Origin of the sequence: Rheinheimera baltica (genome assembly GCF_030731985.1) — a bacterium.
Lineage (GTDB): Bacteria > Pseudomonadota > Gammaproteobacteria > Enterobacterales > Alteromonadaceae > Alishewanella > Alishewanella baltica.
Genome location: NZ_JAPJDY010000004.1, coordinates 79657 through 93400, shown reverse-complemented (window position 1 = coordinate 93400; position 13744 = coordinate 79657). Strand labels below are relative to the sequence as shown.

Annotated in this window: 18 protein-coding genes; 10 read left to right on the top strand and 8 right to left on the bottom strand. The window is 46.0% G+C overall.

Annotation, left to right across the window (positions count from 1 at the left end):
* Positions 1–63: 63 nt before the first annotated feature.
* The 3 genes from ORJ00_RS07970 to ORJ00_RS07960 form a co-directional block, all read right to left on the bottom strand.
* Positions 64–687 carry a DUF642 domain-containing protein gene (locus ORJ00_RS07970; RefSeq protein ID WP_306125832.1) on the bottom strand — a complete coding sequence of 208 codons (624 nt, stop codon included), beginning with the start codon at positions 685–687 and terminating at the stop codon, positions 64–66.
* A 165-nt stretch (positions 688–852) separates the two neighbouring features.
* Positions 853–2163 carry an ABC1 kinase family protein gene (locus ORJ00_RS07965; RefSeq protein ID WP_306139501.1) on the bottom strand — a complete coding sequence of 437 codons (1311 nt, stop codon included), beginning with the start codon at positions 2161–2163 and terminating at the stop codon, positions 853–855.
* Positions 2164–2248: 85 nt separating this feature from the next.
* A complete protein-coding gene (locus ORJ00_RS07960; RefSeq protein WP_306139500.1) occupies positions 2249–3481 on the bottom strand; it encodes a sterol desaturase family protein in 1233 nt (410 codons plus the stop codon).
* Between the two features lie 167 nt (positions 3482–3648).
* Here ORJ00_RS07960 and ORJ00_RS07955 point away from each other — a divergent pair, with 167 nt between their 5' ends.
* Positions 3649–4071, top strand: coding sequence for a hypothetical protein (locus tag ORJ00_RS07955; protein WP_306139499.1), 423 nt, complete (start codon positions 3649–3651; stop codon positions 4069–4071).
* 186 nt (positions 4072–4257) lie between these two features.
* Positions 4258–4884 (top strand): PEP-CTERM sorting domain-containing protein, encoded by a 627-nt coding sequence (locus ORJ00_RS07950; protein WP_306139498.1) that lies wholly within the window; start codon positions 4258–4260, stop codon positions 4882–4884.
* A gap of 53 nt (positions 4885–4937) precedes the next feature.
* Here ORJ00_RS07950 and ORJ00_RS07945 read toward each other — a convergent pair whose 3' ends face one another.
* The gene (locus tag ORJ00_RS07945) at positions 4938–5132 is read right to left on the bottom strand and encodes a hypothetical protein (RefSeq protein ID WP_306139497.1); all 195 of its coding nucleotides are present in this window, start codon (positions 5130–5132) and stop codon (positions 4938–4940) included.
* Positions 5133–5166: 34 nt separating this feature from the next.
* Between ORJ00_RS07945 and ORJ00_RS07940 the strand changes: the two genes are divergently transcribed.
* From ORJ00_RS07940 to ORJ00_RS07925, 4 genes are all read left to right on the top strand, one after another.
* Entirely contained in the window at positions 5167–5496 is a 330-nt protein-coding gene (locus tag ORJ00_RS07940) for an OsmC family protein (RefSeq protein WP_306139662.1), read from the top strand.
* A 59-nt stretch (positions 5497–5555) separates the two neighbouring features.
* Positions 5556–6506 (top strand): hypothetical protein, encoded by a 951-nt coding sequence (locus tag ORJ00_RS07935; protein WP_306139496.1) that lies wholly within the window; start codon positions 5556–5558, stop codon positions 6504–6506.
* Between the two features lie 16 nt (positions 6507–6522).
* Complete coding sequence (locus ORJ00_RS07930) at positions 6523–7089, top strand: hypothetical protein (protein WP_306139495.1); 567 nt, start codon at positions 6523–6525, stop codon at positions 7087–7089.
* A 66-nt stretch (positions 7090–7155) separates the two neighbouring features.
* Positions 7156–7701 carry a hypothetical protein gene (locus ORJ00_RS07925; RefSeq protein ID WP_306139494.1) on the top strand — a complete coding sequence of 182 codons (546 nt, stop codon included), beginning with the start codon at positions 7156–7158 and terminating at the stop codon, positions 7699–7701.
* Between the two features lie 57 nt (positions 7702–7758).
* Here the strand turns inward: ORJ00_RS07925 and ORJ00_RS07920 are convergent, their stop codons facing one another.
* The 4 genes from ORJ00_RS07920 to ORJ00_RS07905 are packed head-to-tail and all read right to left on the bottom strand — an operon-like array spanning position 7759 to position 10086.
* Positions 7759–8337: a DUF1240 domain-containing protein gene (locus ORJ00_RS07920; protein ID WP_306139493.1), complete on the bottom strand. Its 579-nt coding sequence runs from the start codon at positions 8335–8337 to the stop codon at positions 7759–7761.
* Positions 8337–8573, bottom strand: coding sequence for a hypothetical protein (locus tag ORJ00_RS07915; protein WP_306139492.1), 237 nt, complete (start codon positions 8571–8573; stop codon positions 8337–8339). The genes ORJ00_RS07920 and ORJ00_RS07915 overlap by 1 nt, the downstream gene beginning before the upstream one ends.
* Positions 8570–9145, bottom strand: coding sequence for a DUF1240 domain-containing protein (locus ORJ00_RS07910; RefSeq protein ID WP_306139491.1), 576 nt, complete (start codon positions 9143–9145; stop codon positions 8570–8572). Before ORJ00_RS07910 ends, ORJ00_RS07915 begins: the two co-directional genes overlap by 4 nt.
* Entirely contained in the window at positions 9145–10086 is a 942-nt protein-coding gene (locus ORJ00_RS07905) for a hypothetical protein (protein WP_306139490.1), read from the bottom strand. Before ORJ00_RS07905 ends, ORJ00_RS07910 begins: the two co-directional genes overlap by 1 nt.
* 142 nt (positions 10087–10228) lie before the next feature.
* Here ORJ00_RS07905 and ORJ00_RS07900 point away from each other — a divergent pair, with 142 nt between their 5' ends.
* The 4 genes from ORJ00_RS07900 to ORJ00_RS07885 all read left to right on the top strand — a co-directional run bounded on the left by ORJ00_RS07900 (position 10229) and on the right by ORJ00_RS07885 (position 13685).
* A complete protein-coding gene (locus ORJ00_RS07900) occupies positions 10229–10399 on the top strand; it encodes a hypothetical protein (protein WP_306139488.1) in 171 nt (56 codons plus the stop codon).
* 5 nt (positions 10400–10404) lie between these two features.
* Positions 10405–10947: a hypothetical protein gene (locus ORJ00_RS07895; RefSeq protein ID WP_306139487.1), complete on the top strand. Its 543-nt coding sequence runs from the start codon at positions 10405–10407 to the stop codon at positions 10945–10947.
* Between the two features lie 66 nt (positions 10948–11013).
* On the top strand, positions 11014–11856 hold the full coding sequence (locus tag ORJ00_RS07890; protein ID WP_306139486.1) for a DUF6997 domain-containing protein: 843 nt from the start codon (positions 11014–11016) through the stop codon (positions 11854–11856).
* Complete coding sequence (locus ORJ00_RS07885; protein WP_306139485.1) at positions 11856–13685, top strand: DNA phosphorothioation-associated putative methyltransferase; 1830 nt, start codon at positions 11856–11858, stop codon at positions 13683–13685. Before ORJ00_RS07890 ends, ORJ00_RS07885 begins: the two co-directional genes overlap by 1 nt.
* The last annotated feature ends 59 nt before the right edge of the window (positions 13686–13744 follow it).

The window sequence follows — 13744 nt, the reverse complement described above, 5'->3', positions numbered from 1 at the left end:
TCAGCATGCTTAACGCTAACAGCGGTTTTTTCTGGTGCAAGCTACAGCAGTAGCTATTGCATGTTACTTACGTTGGCGTAAACGGCGGCTTGCCATTAAACCAAACAACCCTGCGCCAAATAAGGCCACAGAAGCAGGTGCAGGCACTGACGCTATTGTTGGCACACCCACAACCTGTACATTATCAATAAAGTTACCCAAGGTACCTGAATTTAATGCAGTGAAACGCAAAATAGAGGTACTGTCAGTGGCAATAAAGTTGCTGGTAAAAAAGCTCCAACCACGCGCGCTGTCGTTATTGAACGACTCATTTAACCCCGCAACTGACACCGCAAAGCGCTCGTTGTCGTAAGTACGGGCGCGGTAATAAAAGCTCAGCTGGTATTGCTGACCAATTTCGGTAGCAAACATTTGGAATATTGACCAAAGGCCGTTGTTGGTGCCAGCCGCATTTAACTCAATAAAATGGTTACCACTTTGCGCCAAAACGCCATTCATGGCATTCCAAACTTCAATATTACTGCCATTCCAGCCCGCAACCTGGCTACTGGCAAACCAGTTCCAGCTGCCAGCTCTGACGCTATTTGATTCAAAGTCGCCATTCACAATAAGCGAAGCATGGCCGCTAAAGCTGGCCATTAAAAGTGCAGCTGAACATAAAGCATTACGAGCGAATGAAAACAACATTTTGAACCCTCAATAGCCGACACGCTTAACTTAGCATGCCCAAAAAGAGTGTCATCATACCAGTTAATCTGTTAACAATTCAACATATCAACCTGCTTATATTTTCGCCACAAGCTACAACAGCTGCCGGCTTTCAATTGCAATACTTGTAACCTATTGATGCTGCTACAGCAAATAGGGCTTCAGTAATTCACGCACATTAACCCGGGCTTTTAACCGTGCTGCCAACAAATACAAGCCGCCAATTTTGCGATGTAAAAATAGGGCATCCGCGGGTGGCGAATGCCAATACTGCTGCTGTGTGCTAAGGGCTGTACCGGCGTCACGCAGGCGTAATGCTAAATCTGTTGCGCCAAAGTCAAAAACGGCATCTTTCATTAGCGGTTCACAGGCAATAGCAACCAATTGCAACACAGCCTGTTTTTGCTCTGGCACGATATGTTGGCTAAAAAAGCCAATATCACTCAGCGCCTGCGCCATGGCGTCATTATTCTGCGCCAGCGCCGCAGTAAACAGCGCACGATAGCCCTGACTAAACTGCGCACTGTAATGGCGGCAAGCACCAAAATCCAACAGCACCAACTGCGCCGTGTCAGTATTGTATAAATAATTGGCAAAATTGGGGTCGGTTTGTACCAGGGAGAATTCGAACAGCTCGCGAAACAGCAAAGCAAACAATAGCCGCATAACGCGGTCGCGCACGGCCTGGCTTTGTGTGGTTAACGACTCAATGGGCACGCCGTCAACATAACTCATTACCAGAATGTTTGACGTGCTTAACGCCGTAACAGGCTCAGGCAGTAAAAAATCGGCAGACTGGCCCAACAACTGGCGATACTCTGACAGATAGGCGGCTTCCTGCAGATAATCAGCCTCGGCCTTTAATTGCAATTTCGCTTCCGCCAGCAAGCTGTGGTAATCCACCTCCGCTGGAATAATACCGCTAATACGCAGCAGGGTTGCCACGTTATCAACATCACTGTCGATGCTCTGCTTTATGCCGGGATACTGCACTTTAACCGCCAAGCGCTTACCGTTGTCATGATACGCCTGATGCACCTGGCCAATAGAAGCCGCGGCCAGTGGCATAAAACTAAAATCAGCAAAATGCTGCTGCCAGTTTGGCCCCCATTCATCTTGCAGCACTTTGGCTAATTGTTTCGCTGGCATAGGGTTAGCGCTGGCGCGCAGGCGGGAAAGGATATCCGCCAGCGCGGGCGGTAACATATCTCCCGCATTCATGGACAATAACTGCCCTACTTTCATCGCGGCGCCGCGTAAATGGGCTAATTGATCGGCCACCCGCCGCACATTCGCCGGCGTTAGTAACATATCTGTTTTGGCTGGCACCTTACCTTGCGCCAGCTGCCTGGCGCCTTCTGCCAACATGCCTCCGGCTACCCGGCCGGCAAGCGAGGCCAAACTGCCAAAACGGGAGAAACGGTTAGCCGGTACTTTTGAGCTATTAGACGCCATATAATGTAATACCCTTGCCTACAACAGTGAGACTATACGGCCTGGGCAGCACTGCAGTTTATTCATGCTTTCGTTATTTATGGCATTATTCGTGTTGCGTTGTACCCGCACACTGGGCCTGGCGTTGCTGCATCCCTCTGAGCAACAAGGTGCTGGCAAGTAGCAACCACAACAGGGCATAAACCTGGCTAGCAAAGGGCAACACCCACACTGCTGTTACTGCCAATAGCACATTTTTAACTGCTTCCAGCCAGACATAATGGCGACTCTGCTCTTGGTAGCACCCCAGACAAAACAAACAAAAAATAATAATGCCACTGCCGGTAAAAATACCTACCGTACTTAAACTGGCAGAGGTAAGTAAAAAATATAACGCAATAGCGACAAGCGTAAGGTGCTGAAAAAACGCATAGGCCTTTTGCCGCCCGGTTAATGGCGTATCAAACTTCACCTGCTGATACGGGTCTTTAGCTTTACTAGGGAAACGCTGACGCGCATCAACAGGGCGCCAACCGGTAGGCCTAAACCAAATACCCAGTTTGTCTTGCCAGCGCCGGGTACACCAGGCATCTCGCGTTAACGACCAATACATTTCAATATTGGCCCACAACGGGTTCCAACTGGCTAACGGCTTAGTAACACCAAAAATAACCGGCTCTTCGCGCAATTCCGCCTGAAAGGTACCAAACAGCCTATCCCAAATAATAAACACGCCACCGTGGTTCTTATTAATGTATATGGGGTTTTGCGCATGGTGCACCCTATGGTTACTCGGGGTAACAAATAGCGCCTCATACCAGCGTGGCATGCGGTCAATATGGCGGGTATGCACCCAAAACTGATAAATAAGATTAAGCGATGCTACTGTTAGCAGCACATAAGGCTCAATACCAATTAACGCAAGCGGCAAATAAAACACAAAGGCAAAAAAGCTCCCACTGGTTTGCCTAAGCGCAGTAGTCAGGTTGTATTCTTCACTTTGATGATGCACCAAATGCGACGCCCACAGTACATTGATTTCATGGCTCATGCGGTGATACCAGTAGTAGCAAAAATCGTAAGCCACAAAAGCAAACAGCCACATCCAGGGCGAATCGACACCTAAACTTAGCGGTGCCAGATACTGAAACACCAACAGATAAAAACTAAACTGCACCGTTTTATAGGCAATGCCGGTTACCTGGCTCATTACGCCCAGGTTCAGTGAGTTAATTGCATCGTTAAAGGAATAAGTAACATTGCGGCGTTTATGGTCAAACCATAACTCCAAAAAAATTAAGGCAAAAAACACCGGAATGGCGTAAATAATTAAACTCATAACATTTTCTATTGGTATGTATGCAACGTTGTCATCCAGACTAGCAGAGTGCACCCTGTTGTCTATGCATTTTATGCAAACAAAACTAACTTATCATGTGCTATATCATAACGCCTGCACAGCAAGCTGCTATATTTAATCTTGAAACCTGTTACCAGAGCATAGCGATGATCCAAACACCCGATTTCAAGCTTTGGCGTGAAGATAAAGTATTAATCGCTGTAATCAGTGGTAGCTGGAGCCGCTTTAGCGCAATGGATTTCGCCACAGAATTTAAAGCGATAGCCGAGCCATTAATAGGCCAACCCTGGGCGCATATTGTCTATATGGACGACTGGCACCTTGGTGTGCCTGAAATAGAACCTATAGTGCAAGATCTGGTTGTGTGGTGCATCAAACACGACCTACGTTATGCCGCACAAGTTTATTGCCCTAATATGGTTAAACGTTATCAAATGGACCGGATGGTTATCGAAAAAACCGACAATTTTGAACGACGCATCTTCGCAGAACAACAAGCCGCCTTTGCCTGGCTAGCGTCTTTAGGCTTTTATACCCTGCACACCAACTTTACTCATCAAGCTGGCTAAGCCTAAAGCAGCATACACATTGTTGTCTGTTTTCTTTACACACACTGAACTCACCAAACACCAAACTAGCGTAACACCATGTAAATTATAAAAATAAATATCCGGCATGATTAATGCATCACTACATTAGATATTAAAATTAACTCCATTTCATTCCATAATCTTAAAGTAGTAAAAGGAACTTCGATGTACTTAAAAATGTTAAAAGCAGCTGCAGCAGGCTTAGTCCTGGCTGTAAGTAGTGTTGCAAACGCAGGTTTAATTGAAGCAGATTACACGGGTGCCGGTGACAACTTAGCCGTATCAGATACCGTTTCAAGCCTAACATGGTTAGATTTGTCCGTATCAAATTCCTGGACCTTTGCTAACTGGGAATCGTTTATCGCCCGTGGCATGGGCTGGCGTTTAGCCACTGCTCAAGAAGTTGCAGACCTGTTTAATGCCGCTTTCCCAACGTTTTCTGCGGTACACGGCGCAATCGGTAGCGTTGACACTACAGACAGTGCATTAATACAAAACTTCACTGATTTCAGAAGCCTGTTTGGTACTACTACGTTAAACGGTGGCGGTGTAGATACCTACGGTCTGTATTTTACGGCGAATAACGTAATCAGAATGATGGGTGCCTCTGCCTGGGCAGGAACCTCAAGAATTTTTTCTACTAATTTCTCAAGTAGCACGCCTGAAACATCTTCTGGTTTATATATTGTACGTAATACCCCAACCACTGCCTCTGTACCAGAGCCAGCGACTATTGCCATCTTAGGCTTAGGTCTGTTAGGTTTGGCAGCGCGTCGCACTAAAAAACAGTAATGTTAGTGTGGTAATAAAAAAGCATCGCTAGCAACAGCGATGCTTTTTTGTTTTTACAGCACCAGCAAATACCACAGCGACTTTTTTGAAACCTGCATTAGCGCAGCCAATAACAGCACGACCGTTGTCAGTACGCCAATTATTCTATACTGTTGCCCTAAGCGCAGGGTATCAGCCAACTGCAACGGGCGTTTAACACACAAAGGGCCACGCATGAGTATTGAACTACGCAAAAGCGACAGCGGCATCTACCGACAAACCATCCGCATTCACTAGCACACCATCTTTGCCGACGTAAGCAAAGAGTTAGGCGGAGACGACAGCGCGCCCGACCCGCACGACTACTACGACGCCGCCCTGGCCGCCTGCAAAGCCATTACGGTAATGATGTACGCCAAACGTAAACAACTGCCGCTGGATTACATCGACATAGAAATAGAGCGCGACAACAGCCGCGAAGCGCAGGGCGTGTATGTATTAAACGTGCAGCTAAAGCTGCTGGGCCAATTAACCGACGAGCAAAAAAGCCAACTGGCCGCCATCGCCGATAAATGCCCAATTCATAAGCTAATGACAGCGGCAACCACAGAGGTGAACACCAGTTTTAGTTAAATAGCGTAGCTATGTTAAAACGTTATTCTCAACCTATTATCCGGTCGCGATAGGCTCCCATGCACGCATTAACGTTAAAATTCACTAACCTCTATGTGCCTTTTCTGCTGTTTAGCATTTTGCTGCTGGTTAGCTACAACCTCATCCGCTGGCTGCTGGATATCAAACTGGCTGTTATTCCACTTACCACTGAACTACTGGATATCTGGCTACCTATGCTATTGCCATGGTTATGTATACCGCTTTGGCTGAAGCAGCGCATTACCCTATTGCGCGGAGCTGGCTGGCAAAAAGACAGCTATTTTGCCTATTACTTTGTGATCAATTTCTCGATTGCTGGCGTTATCGTTGTTAGTCAGATTAACCTGGTCAGTGCGCCGTTTTCTTTAATCCCACTGCAACACGTTAACGACGCCGTACACCACCCAACTGAGCAATACTTTGATATAAAAGCATTTAGCGTACAGCGCAGCCGCTGCCGTAATACACAATTTACCAATTCAATCAGCACCAGAGGCGGCACTACGTACTACTTTCACAGCCACTATATTTGTCCGTTCAGCCAGTCAGATAACCTTTGGTACGCCATGCTTTATTCGCGCAGCTATGATGCCAATTTTGAAGATTCGCCACGCCAATTAGAACAACAGCGTTTCTATGCCGAAGCAAAGCAGCAGTTTGCCCGGTTAGACATGCTTCAGGTCAGTTACTTTGAACGCCTGCGGCTGTCTGATGACTTAAAAGCGCTGCAAAACATTATCCCCGCTGCTGCCGGCCAGCCTCTGGTACTTCGGGCCCGGCATGGCCCCTTTAGCCAGCGGCAAGGCCGTGATTACCGCAATACCCTGTATGCCTTTGCTACAGCCGCAGTGGTGGTGTTGATAATGCTGCTGGTGGCCAAAATTGAACCACCAGCACAACTGCCCATAAATACACCAGGCAAAAACAAACCCGGCCAGGCGGCAAAAAAAGCTAAACCCTGGCGCCGGCGAAAAAACGCTAGAAACTAACCTAATGGACAACACAATGACCCTATATCGGCTTAAGCCTGTCGAAAATGCTTATGAAGTGCCAGAGCTGGATTTGTTTCAATTCGCTGACATCCTTGGTGATAAAGATTTATCCTTAGTGCGTCGGCAACCCAGAACTAATGAGAGTTTACTGCAAAAATGGACACCATCCAGCTGTAAGCTGGCTGCGGCATACCAGCAAGGCTTACCAGTACCAGATATCTCCTTCTGGGGTTCATATTTATTGTTTACGGCACAGGCTTATAATGCATTTAAAGGTGTGCTGGCTAATGCTGGAGAGTTTTTAGCCCTGCAGGTTGACGATATGCAGATGCACATTTTTGTGCCACTACAATGTGCAACAGAAGACACGTCGAGAACCATTCGGCGCTATGAAGATGGCGTTGAGTGTGGTGTTAAAACCCTGGTTTTTGAGCCATTATCCGTAGCAGACAAAACCGTTTTTAAATCAGCAATGTATGGCACTCATGGCCTGTTTGTAACAGAGGCTTTTAAAGCTATCTTCGAGCAGCATGGTTTTACCGACGTAGTCTTTGATCAAGACTTAGCAGGCATATTCTAGTGATAATAGGGCATCCATTTTCAGATAAAAATAGCCGCCGACGATGTTTTTCAAGGTAGTCAGCCTATGAATTTTGTAAAGCCTATTCTGTTTTTCAGTGCCTTAATATTTACCGCTGCCTGCCAGGCGCAAAGCCACAATTACATGGGTTGTGATTGGACTATACCATCCGGTTTTAGTCAAAAAGCCGAGCACGAATACAGCAATAGCGTTGATGCCAGCAATTTAGAAAACTGGCAACCCGCTTCTGTGATGTTTACCACTTACGCAGGGCCGCAGCAAGAGTACTGCCGTAATCTCGCTGCAAGCGAAGACACTGATGTTTTATTGCTGGAACACAGCGCTCAGCCCACTTACAACTTTAAATATGTCTCATCATTTGTGCGCCAAGAAAGTGTTGGCATCCCATTCACAGTAGCAGAACTTAGCATTATTAAAGACGATAAAATGTTGGTGATCTCTGGCCTTACCAAAGCAGACGCTATTGCCTTAACCAGCGGCTGTGCAGAATTTTCTCAGGTTGAACAGCACTATGAAGTACTTCAGCAAGTTAAGAATGGCTATAAAGACTTTCTCAACAGCGCCCATGGCATGCGGGTGCTTGTGCCTTGAACCACGCATGCCAGCCTGTGGTTTAACGTCTGTAATTTACCGGGCTTGGATGCATTCTCAGCCATCACTGATACCGCTCTTATGTTCTGCAATTAATAGTTCTATCTGCGCTATCACTTCATCATTCGAAGGCTTTGCCCCAGCGGCTTGTTGTTCATCAAACCAGTCCCTGACTTCGTTTTTTACTCGATAAGATTCCGGGTGGCAGTACTCCGGGTATCTTACCCATACCTTCGCAGTAGAACGCGAAGTGCTGGTTAATTCGCTACAGGGCGTAAACCCTTTGGCGGCAACATAGTTTGTTACCCAGAACCCAAGCCCAATCCTCACCACTACCGCACACGGCAATAATACCAGCGTCATGATCGCCCAGAAGTCAAAATGCCGCTCTGGCAAGTTACCAAAATGCCGCCTCAATACAATGTACATCAGCATCAGGATGCACGGCGAGAGAATCAGTAGCAGCACGCCATCCAGTGACAATATAAAATAGAAGGGTGTTAAGTCGATATCGCGGAGTAAGGTTAAAAGCCGCCATGTGTCGTACACACCTATGGTGAACATGCCAATAAATATCAATGACAAAAACACCGCCAGTCCCTTTTTGCGTTCGAAATCCTCAACCTGTTTTGGCATTACTTAACTACTTTAAGATGCTTTCGTTTATGCGCCTTATTAATGGCGATATCTTCGGCAATGGTTTTCTCCGGCATGATTTCTTCCCAACTGCGCGGGCCGGCAATTAAGCCGCTACCAACATCGGCCAGCTCTTCGGGTATTTCGGTGGTAAACAGTTTTTCCGCGCGTTCTTTTGCCCGTCCCAACAGCCAGGCTTCAAACTCTGGTGTGCCGGGTTTGTTATCCGTCGTCACTGATACCGCTGCTTATACTCTGCAATAAATAATTCAATCTGTGCAGTTACTTCATCGTTAGATGGCATTGTGCCGGCGGATTGCTGCTCATCAAACCACTCCAGTACTTCTGTATTCACCAGATAAGATTCATCGTGACAGTAAGCCTGTTTGCTCACCCATATTTGACCAGAAAATGCGGCTGTACGGCTAAGCTTGTCGCAGTATATAAAGCCTTTTGAAGGTAAATAATCGCCGAGGTAAAAACCTATAGCCACGCGAGATACCAGCAGTAAAAGCAAGCATGGCAATGCAGCTTTTAATAGCTTATCCACATTTAATTGCGGGAGTACCGACAATGCTCTGGTTAACAGAATATAGCTTAGCATCAGCATGACAGGCACCAACCATAATGCTGCTAAGGCGAATGGCATAATGTCCATATAAAAAAAACGTTGTTCAGTCTGTTGGAGCAACTTCAACGCTGACCAAGCTTCATTGGCTATCAAAAGATTAGCCACCAACAATACTAGGCTATAAATGAACGCCAATCCTTTCTGAAGTCCTGAAAGCTCAGAATTATCAACAGCCATTACTGTAGCGCCAGTTTAGGAATTGCAAAGATGCGATGTAAAAAGTCCATAGTGTCATTTGAATATTCATTGTTAAACTTGTCGGCAGCATGACTCACATTGCTCATTGAACGGTCTAGTTTGGCTGATTCTTGCTTCAATAACGCTGCGAGTTTCTCTCCAAGCCTGATTTTTTTATCTAAAGCAGCAAATCCTATCGCTAGCCCTACACCAACAATTACAACCAGTGCCAACGGCCCCAAAGTAAAAGTTACGATACCACCAACTGCGATTGATACTGCAGAATAAGCTATCGCTGTAGCTACCCCTGCGTAAATAACATCTGCAGCTACGCCGCCAACGAAGTCATGCCATGTTTTCTGATCATTTAGCAGTTGATCAACCGCATGAAAGCCAACCGATAGCACTAATGACAACACAAAGCCGCCTTTAATCGCCTTTGCAGCATCCATTTTACCGATGCCCATAGACACCACTTTAGGATGGCTTGCCAAATAGCGGGTGCCAGTTAGATGCTGTCTCAGTGCTGGATAGCCTTTGACAATCACATAGGTGCGGCCATGGTAAGTTTTAATCTGGTACTTCGTTAGTAAATTGCCGCTTTTACTTAAATCTTTTGCCAACACAGCCAGCGCGGCTGCATCAACGGTTGCGGGAATATAGGACATGACAGCTTTAACATTGTCATCGTAGCGGCGCCATAGCTGGCCTAACGCTGGGTTTTGCAACGCTAATTGCTCCACCCAAGCTTGGATCTGTACTGGCTGCATACCTTGCTGGCGCTTAATATTTACCGCCAGCTCAAAAAACTCTGCTTCATTCATCACAAACAGTGTGTGTGAATTGGCCGCCAATGCTTTAGCCAACGCTTCTCTTTGCTGGTTTTGCTGCGCTTGCAGGCGAATTTGGTTAGTACGTTGAATATCGTGCAGTGTTTTCATAAGAGGCCCTCATCCTTGAAAACCAAAAATATAACACAAATTACATTTTTAAAACAATCAACAAGCTGTACTTGCCAAGCTTTTAAATCAGCCGTAACAGCGTTAGTATCAAAGCCTTTGCAGTGAAATAATGGTCAGATTAATGACAGATAAAAAGCAAGAAACAGAAAACTGGCTAACAAGCAAAGAAGCCCAAAAGGTGTTGAAGGTGTCCAGCTGCGAGCTTATGCACCTTCGGGTAGTTGGCAAACTACCCTACAAAAAACAAGGTAATGCTTATTTTTACCAGATACCTAAGCAACCTGAAAGCTAACCACCGTGCAATCTTTTGATGAGCTGTATGCACAACTATTAAACTGGCACCGGGCTAAGCACCAATTTGCGGGCGATAATACGCCATCGCTGGCGTCTGAACAGTTTCTGGCACAACTTACCAAGCAAATACTGCTGCCTGTGACCGAACATTTTGGCACTTTAACCGTTACCTATGGCTTTACTGGCTCCGCACTAAGCCGCTATATCCAGCGCTTATCACCAGCCGGCACTGCGCCGGGTTTAGATCAACATGCTTGCTGCGAGCTAAACAGCAGAAACTCGCTTATCTGCGAACGACAGGGCGCTGCCTGTGATTTTATTGTGCAAGGCTATGAACAGCGTATGCACCTCATTGCCCAGTTTATTTGCCAGCAGCTAAGCTTCGATAAGCTTTACTTTTATGGCCGCGACCGGCCGATCCATATCAGTGTGTCAGATGAACCATTAAGGCATTTTCAGGTGATGCAGCAAAGCGCAAACGACCGGCGTTATCCTGGCAAAAAGGCATTTGGTGATAGTGCTATAGCACTGGCAAAAGAGCTTTAATTAAAATTTTGCTAAATTATTTATTCGGTTATCATCAAGCAAGATAATGCAAGGCGGATACTGCTAATGATTTACGTCCCAAGAATAGAGAGCCTCAACCAAAGCGACAATATCGTCTCTGAACCAGAGTCTTTCAAAGCTTATAGCGAGGCGGCTTTAGGCAAAGCACTTGAGCCGTGGCCGCACATTTCTATCGATAGTGTGCAAAAACTTAGGCCTGAATTAAAGCAAGCCAACATGATGGTCCTTAGGCTTGGTAGTAGGCCTAAAAGCAAAGGTTCCTTTTTCAGTTTGATTAAGGCCAAACATTCATACTCTGATTTTTTCTTCGTCGATGACAAACTGTTCTCTGCATTAACACCTGAACTGTTTTTACCGGATGTCTCCATTCGTTCACTCTTTCCGTTTCAACTATTACCCAAAGTCACAGAAACCTCTGTAGTAAACCTCGCCCTAGCGTCTGGTCTGTTACCTCATGCACTTGGCGTAGAAAAATCTGACTCGTTGTTAATTCCAGCAACAGGTCAAAGTGTATTTACCTTTGAATTCAGACCAAGAAGCGATAGTGACGCAACCCTACTTCATCAACAAGGCCAGGTAGAAATTGATGCCGTATTCGTGGCTAAAAGAGATAACAAAGAAAGTTTATTTATCGTAGAAGCCAAGCATGGTGACAAATTTGATTCCTTGGCAAAGCATAAATTGCTCTACCCAATTTTAAGTCTGTTACCTAAAATACCAGCTTCAATGCCGATTATTCCGGTGTATTTGCGCAGCATCAAAACAGCAACCGGTATCGACTTTTTCATTGCTGAATGCCCCGCAGTAAATAAAGACAACCAGAGCGCCCTTACTTTGGATAGTCTATCGCCATTTAAAACCCATGCTTTTCATTTGGCTAACTACTAATGAATTCTGACAAGTTTAACGAGTTGGTAAAACAAGCCCGTGCGGGTAAGAAACTGCCGGATGCCATTTACCTGCATAAAGATGCGTTCAGAGCTTTGCCGCCCCCACTGGCGAAGTTTGTTACCGTTGTCGCAACGGCACTTAAAGTACCGGATAGCGATTGGAATATTGTTAAGCTATTTAAAACTAGCTTTCGGCTTTCACTACTGCAATATCCTGATTTTTACACTGATGCCTACCCTGCCTTGCAGCAAAGTGTGACGGTAGATTTAGCCAAACTGCAACACAGGGTTACCCGCTATGACGAGCATGACAACCCGCCGATACTGCATCGCAAAGAACACTTTATTCTGCCAGAGCACCCCGACTATGAGAGTTTTTGCCTGATCACCCAAGAAGGCGAAGCGGCAGGTTTGTATGACAACCCCAGAATGATCGGCTTTAAAGCCAGCTGGCAGCGGCTTATTGCCAAGCACGGTTATGAGCTGGTTGACGGTAGGCTGTTTCGTAGCTCAGCATTGCACAGCTCTGAATACGAGCAAAGTATTGACCGTCACAGAACGGCTCTGGTGCGGCATGAACTCTCAGCGCCAATGAAAACCTTGGCTAAGCATGGTTTTCTGCAAGGCGATTACTCAATATTTGATTATGGCTGCGGCAGAGGCGATGACCTGCGTGAGCTGGAAGCACATGGCCTGGACGTTGTGGGCTGGGACCCAAACTTTCGGCCCGATGCCGATAAGGTCAACTCTGATATTGTGAATATCGGCTTTGTGATTAACGTTATTGAAGATAAAGACGAGCGTTTAGATGCCCTACTCGGTAGCTGGGAGTTAACCCACAAGCTGCTGGTGGTGTCGGCGATGCTGGCCAATGAGAGCTATATCGCACAGTTTCAGCCTTACAAAGATGGCGTTATTACCTCACGCAATACCTTTCAAAAGTACTACAGCCAAAGCGAGCTGAAAGAATTTATTGAAACCACGCTGGATGAAAATGCTATTGCCATCGGCCCAGGTATTTTTTATGTGTTTCGCGATAAAAACCTGGAGCAGCAATTTCAGCAAAGCCGGCAAAAGCGGCATTACGAATGGCGTCACCTAACTGCACCCGAGCCAGTCTCAGAAACTCAGGCACGCTTGCTATTTACCCAGCACCAACCGCTATTTGAAGCGTTTTGGAAATGCAGCCTCGACCTTGGCCGCATGCCAGCAGAAGATGAGTTTACTCAATATCAGCAACTAATCGAGGTAACAAGCTCACCGAAAAAGGCCCTGCGTTTTGTCAGCAAATGGTACAACCCAGATGAGCTTGAGCAAGCCGCCGCTATGCGTAAGGAAGACTTACTAGTGTACTTTGCCCTAGCACAGTTTCAAAAACATAAAGGTTATGCCCAGCAGCCTGAGGGATTAAAGCGCGATATTAAGGCGTTTTTTGGTAACTATAATGTGGCGCTAGCTCAAGCGAAGGAGTTGCTGTTTAGTATTGCGAATACAGGCATTATCGAAAAAGCCTGTGTTGAGATAGCAGAGAAAGTAAAAGGCAAATTGGTTTACGAAGATGAAATGCCGCACTCGTTAATTATTGAAAAAGGTTATTTAAACGACTTACCTGCAATACTCCGCGTCTATGTCGGCTCAGCACTGCAGTTGTATGGGGATATTGATGAGGTGCATCAGATAAAAATCCACATAACTTCAGGTAAAGTGACACTCTTAACATATTCGGACTGGGGCAAAGCTAACACGCCTAATTTACTCGAACGAACCAAAATTGATATGTCGTGCCAACGAGTTGACATCTTTGAGTACAGCAAACTTGTTGATTAAATGAGCTTTCTAGTGTATCAAATACCGAGACAACAAATAGAACGACTTTGATGAGCTAT

Excerpts from the sequence above, each read along its gene's own strand:
- ORJ00_RS07970 (WP_306125832.1), bottom strand. The coding sequence starts at position 687 with ATGTTGTTTTCATTCGCTCGTAATGCTTTATGTTCAGCTGCACTTTTA.
- ORJ00_RS07965 (WP_306139501.1), bottom strand. The coding sequence starts at position 2,163 with ATGGCGTCTAATAGCTCAAAAGTACCGGCTAACCGTTTCTCCCGTTTT.
- ORJ00_RS07960 (WP_306139500.1), bottom strand. The coding sequence starts at position 3,481 with ATGAGTTTAATTATTTACGCCATTCCGGTGTTTTTTGCCTTAATTTTT.
- ORJ00_RS07955 (WP_306139499.1), top strand. The coding sequence starts at position 3,649 with ATGATCCAAACACCCGATTTCAAGCTTTGGCGTGAAGATAAAGTATTA.
- ORJ00_RS07950 (WP_306139498.1), top strand. The coding sequence starts at position 4,258 with ATGTACTTAAAAATGTTAAAAGCAGCTGCAGCAGGCTTAGTCCTGGCT.
- ORJ00_RS07945 (WP_306139497.1), bottom strand. The coding sequence starts at position 5,132 with ATGCCGCTGTCGCTTTTGCGTAGTTCAATACTCATGCGTGGCCCTTTG.
- ORJ00_RS07935 (WP_306139496.1), top strand. The coding sequence starts at position 5,556 with ATGCACGCATTAACGTTAAAATTCACTAACCTCTATGTGCCTTTTCTG.
- ORJ00_RS07930 (WP_306139495.1), top strand. The coding sequence starts at position 6,523 with ATGACCCTATATCGGCTTAAGCCTGTCGAAAATGCTTATGAAGTGCCA.
- ORJ00_RS07925 (WP_306139494.1), top strand. The coding sequence starts at position 7,156 with ATGAATTTTGTAAAGCCTATTCTGTTTTTCAGTGCCTTAATATTTACC.
- ORJ00_RS07920 (WP_306139493.1), bottom strand. The coding sequence starts at position 8,337 with ATGCCAAAACAGGTTGAGGATTTCGAACGCAAAAAGGGACTGGCGGTG.
- ORJ00_RS07910 (WP_306139491.1), bottom strand. The coding sequence starts at position 9,145 with ATGGCTGTTGATAATTCTGAGCTTTCAGGACTTCAGAAAGGATTGGCG.
- ORJ00_RS07905 (WP_306139490.1), bottom strand. The coding sequence starts at position 10,086 with ATGAAAACACTGCACGATATTCAACGTACTAACCAAATTCGCCTGCAA.
- ORJ00_RS07900 (WP_306139488.1), top strand. The coding sequence starts at position 10,229 with ATGACAGATAAAAAGCAAGAAACAGAAAACTGGCTAACAAGCAAAGAA.
- ORJ00_RS07890 (WP_306139486.1), top strand. The coding sequence starts at position 11,014 with ATGATTTACGTCCCAAGAATAGAGAGCCTCAACCAAAGCGACAATATC.
- ORJ00_RS07885 (WP_306139485.1), top strand. The coding sequence starts at position 11,856 with ATGAATTCTGACAAGTTTAACGAGTTGGTAAAACAAGCCCGTGCGGGT.